1 protein-coding gene is annotated in these 5017 nt (G+C 74.1%); it reads left to right on the forward strand.

The features are described from left to right. Nucleotides 1-58 precede the first annotated feature (58 nt). Nucleotides 59-4969 carry a type I polyketide synthase gene (locus tag ACZ6S6_RS16610; RefSeq protein WP_469706058.1) on the forward strand — a complete coding sequence of 1637 codons (4911 nt, stop codon included), beginning with the start codon at nucleotides 59-61 and terminating at the stop codon, nucleotides 4967-4969. The last annotated feature ends 48 nt before the right edge of the window (nucleotides 4970-5017 follow it).

The following is a 5017-nucleotide window of genomic DNA, read 5'->3' on the forward strand; positions in this document are numbered from 1 at the left end:
ACGGCACCGGTTCCGCCCGGCACGGCTGACACCCGCACCGAGATTGGTTGAGGAACAGATGGCAACCCAGGACAAGCTCCGCGACTACCTCCAGCGGGCCACGGCCGACCTGCGGCAGGTCAAGCGCCGTCTGCGGGAGGCCGAGGCCAAGGAGCACGAGCCGATGGCGATCGTCGGCATGAGCTGCCGCTACCCGGGCGGCGTGACCTCCCCCGACCAGCTGTGGGAACTCGTCGCCGAGGGCCGCGACGGCATCACGTCCTTTCCCGTCAACCGCGGCTGGGACGTGGACGGGCTGTACGACCCCGAACCCGCCACCCCCGGACACACGTACGCCCGCGAGGGCGGCTTCCTCCACGAGGCCGACCGGTTCGACGCCGACTTCTTCAGGATGAGCCCCAAGGACGCCCGCGAGACCGACCCCCAGCAGCGCCTGCTGCTGGAGACGTCATGGGAGGCGCTGGAACACGCCGGAGTGGACCCGCTCTCCCTGAAAGGCTCCCTCACCGGCGTGTTCGCCGGCGTCGTCTACCACGACTACGCCACCGACGGCGGCACCGGCGGCCTGGCCAGCGTCGCCTCCGGACGCATCTCCTACACCCTCGGACTCCAGGGCCCGGCCGTCACCGTCGACACGGCCTGCTCGTCCTCCCTCGTCGCCCTCGACTGGGCGGTCAAGTCGCTGCGCACCGGCGAGTGCGACCTCGCCCTGGTCGGCGGCGTCACCGTGATGGCCACCCCCACCTCCTTCGTCGGCTTCAGCCAGGAACGCGGCCTCGCCCCGGACGGCCGCTGCAAGTCCTTCGCGGCGGCCGCCGACGGCACCGGCTGGGGCGAGGGCGTCGGCATGCTCGTCGTCGAACGGCTCAGCGAAGCCCGGCGCAACGGACACCGGGTGCTCGCCGTGGTCCGGGGCAGTGCGGTCAACTCGGACGGGGCCAGCAACGGCCTCACCGCGCCCAACGGCCCGGCGCAGCAGCGGCTCATCCACCAGGCACTCGCAGCCGCCCAGCTCACCGCCGACCAGGTCGACGCGGTCGAGGCCCACGGCACGGGCACCGTCCTCGGCGACCCGATCGAGGCACAGGCCCTGCTCGCCACCTACGGCCGGGACCGCCCCGCCGACCGGCCGCTGTACCTGGGCTCGATCAAGTCGAACATCGGGCACGCCCAGGCGGCCGCCGGTGTCGGCGGAATCATCAAGATGGTGCAGGCCATGCGCCACGGCATCCTGCCCCGCACCCTCCACGTGGACGCCCCGACGCCCAAGGCCGACTGGTCCACCGGCAACATCTCCCTGCTCACCGAAGCCATCGCCTGGCCCGACCACGGACACCCCCGCCGCGCCGCCGTCTCCGCCTTCGGGCTCAGCGGCACCAACGCCCACGTCATCATCGAGGAGGCACCGGCGGCCGAGGAGGACGAAGCGGCGGCCCCGCCCACCGTGACGTCCTCGCTGCTCCCGCTGCCGCTCTCCGCCAGGACCCCCGACGCCCTGCGCGACCAGGCGAGCCGCCTGCTGGACCATGTGGAGGCGCACCCGGACCAGTCGTTGGCGGACGTCGGCTACTCGCTGGCCACGACACGTGCCGGGCTTGACCACCGTGCGGTGGTGGTGTCCGGCGACCGTGACGCGGCCGTGCGCGCGCTGTCCGATCTGGCGGCGGGCCGGGAATGCGCGGATGCGGTCACGTCGGCCGGCGCCGCCACTGACGGCCTGACTGCGTTCCTGTTCACGGGACAGGGTGCGCAGCGGCTGGGCATGGGCCGCGAACTGTACGAGGCGTTCCCGGTGTTCGCGGAGGCGTTCGACGCGGTGGTGGGGGAGTTGGACGCCCGGCTGGGGCGTTCGCTGCGTGAGGTGGTGTGGGGTGAGGACGCCGAGCTGCTGAACGGGACGATGTTCGCCCAGGCCGGCCTGTTCGCGGTCGAGACCGCTCTCTTCCGCCTGGTGCAGTCCTGGGGCGTACGTCCGGACTTCCTGGTCGGCCACTCGATCGGTGAGATCACGGCCGCGCACGTCTCGGGCGTGCTGTCGGTGGCGGACGCGGCCGAACTCGTGGTGGCGCGTGGCCGGTTGATGCAGGCGCTGCCGGCGGGCGGGGTGATGGTGGCGGTGGCCGCGTCGGAGGACGAGGTGCTTCCGTTGCTGAGCCAGGGCGAGGGCGAGGGCGAGGGCCAGGGCCAGGGCGAGGGCGGAGGCGGAGGCGCGGGTGTGGCGCTGGCGGCGGTCAACGGACCGTCGGCCGTGGTGGTGTCGGGGACGGAGAAGGAGACCCTTGCCGTCGCGGAGCACTTCACCGCGCTGGGGCGGCGGACGAAGCGGCTGAGCGTCTCGCACGCCTTCCACTCGCCCCTCATGGAGCCCATGCTCGACGCCTTCCGGGAAGTCGCCGCCCGGATGACGTATCACGCACCCCGGCTGCCCGTCGTCTCCAACGTGACGGGACGGCTCGCCGGGCCCGACGAACTGACCTCGCCCGACTACTGGGTCCGCCACGTCCGTCAGGCGGTCCGGTTCCGCGACGGCATCCGCACCCTGCACGCCGAAGGGGTCCGCGTCCTCATCGAGATCGGCCCGGACGCGGCACTCACCCCCATGGCGGCCGACTGCCTGGCGCCCGACGACGACACCCTCTGCGTCCCCGTCCTGCGCCGCGCCCGCGCCGAGGAACGCACCCTGGTCACCGCCGTGGCCCACGCCCACGCGCACGGCACCGCCGTCGACTGGAACGCCTTCTTCGCGGGCCGCGGCGCCCACCGCGTCACCCTCCCCACCTACCCCTTCCAGCGCCGCAGCCACTGGCTGGAGCGCCCCGAGGACCGGGCCGGCACGGACGGGGCCGCCGACCCCGCCGGAACCGCGTTCTGGGAGGCCGTCGACCGGCAGGACGTCGCCGCCCTCGCGGACCGGCTCTCGGTCACCGAGACCGCACTCGGCGAGATCCTGCCCGCGATGGCCCGCTGGCGCCGCCTCCACCAGGAGAGCGCCGCCCTCGACAGCCTCCGCTACCGCGTCGTCTGGCAGCCCGCCACCACGCAGGCCGCCCCCGCCACCGCGCTCGACGCCCCCTGGCTCGTCGCCGTCGCCGAAGGACACGCCGACACCCCCGCGGTCAACGCGATCCTGGCCGCACTCATCGAACGCGGCGCCTCCCCGCACGTCGTCGAGGCGGTCCCCGGACAGAGCCGCGCCGACCTCGCCGCCCGGCTCACCGCACAGCCCGCCGCCGGCGTCCTGTCCCTGCTCGCCCTCGACGGCCGCCCCGAACCCGCCCACCCCCACCTCACCCGGGGACTCACGGCCACCGTCGCCCTCGTGCAGGCCCTCGCCGGCATTCCGGACGCCCTCAGGCTCTGGTGCGCCACCCAGTCGGCCGTCGCCACCTCCAGCTCCACCGAGCTGACCGCCCCGGAACAGAGCCAGCTCTGGGGCCTCGGAGGCGGCCTCGCCCTCGACCACCCCGACACCTGGGGCGGCACCGTGGACCTGCCCGCCGAGCCGGGCCCCGCCGACCTCCACCGCCTCTGCGACGTCCTCTCGGGCGCCACCGGCGAGGACGCGGTGGCCCTGCGCGCCGACGGCATCCTCGCCCGCCGCCTGGTCCGCGCCCCCCTGGGCGACCGTGCCCCGAGCCGGGCCCGCCCGTCCCACGGCACCGCGCTGATCACCGGCGGCACCGGCGGCCTCGGCGCCCACGTCGCCCGTATGCTCGCCGCCGACGGCGTCCCGCACCTGCTGCTCCTCAGCCGGCACGGCGACGCGGCCGCCGGTGCCCGCGAACTCGCCGCCGAACTGGAGGAGAACGGGACCAGGGTGACCCTCGCCGCCTGCGACGTCACCGACCGCGCCGCACTGGCCCGGGTCCTCGACGCCGTACCCGCGGAACTGCCCCTGACCACCGTCGTGCACGCCGCCGGCGCCATGCAGCGCATGGCACCGCTCACCGAACTGACCGAGGACGAGTTCGCGGCCGTCGGCCACGCCAAGGTCACCGGCGCCCAGCACCTCGACGACCTCCTCGGCGACCAGCCCCTCGACGCCTTCGTGCTCTTCTCCTCAGGCGCCGCGGTCTGGGGCAGCGCCGGGCAGGCCGCCTACGCCGCCGCCAACGCCCACCTCGACGCCCTCGCGCACAGCCGCCGGGCCCGCGGACTCACCGCCACCTCCGTGGCCTGGAGCTCCTGGCAGGGCGGCATGGTCGACGCCGAACTCAGCGCCGTGATGGAACGCATCGGCGCCCCCGCCATGGACCCCCAACTCGCCATCGGCGCACTGCGGCAGGCCCTGGAGCACGACGAGAGCCACCTCGTCGTCGCCGAGTTCGACTGGTCCCGCTTCGCCCCCACGTACACGCTCGCCCGCCCCCGCCCCCTGCTCGACGCCCTCGACGACGTGACGCAGATCCTCTCCGCCGAGCCGGACTCCGCGTCCTCGGACGCGGACAGCCTGATGACCCGGCTCGCCGGGCTCTCCGCCGCCGAACGCGGCCGGGCGCTGCTCGACCTCGTACGCACCCGCGTCGCGACCCTGCTCGGCTACGACGCCGCCTCCCAGCTCGACCCGCAACGCGCCTTCGAGGACCTCGGCTTCGACTCCGTCGCCGCCGTGGAACTGCGCCAGGCCCTGACCGCGGCCACCGGCACCCGACTGCCCGCGACGCTGATCTTCGACTACGCCACCCCCACGGCGCTCGCCGAGCACCTGCACACCCGGCTCTTCCCCGACAGCGACGACACCGCGACGCCGATCCTCGCGGAGGTCGACCGGTTCGAGGAACTGATCGGCGCGCTCGGCATCGAGGAGATCCGCAGCAGCCGCATCACCTCACGGCTGCAGACCCTCCTCGACACACTGACCACCCTCCAGAGCGGCGAAACGGGGGTGGCCGGAGTGCGGGACACGCTCGACGAGGCCTCCGCCGACGACGTCCTCGCCTTCATCGACCAGGAACTCGGCCTCGCCTGACAAGGGCACGCTGCCGGCATCTGACCCAAAGGACTCGGTGAGACCGAT

This window comes from Streptomyces sp. NPDC048671 (assembly GCF_055587045.1).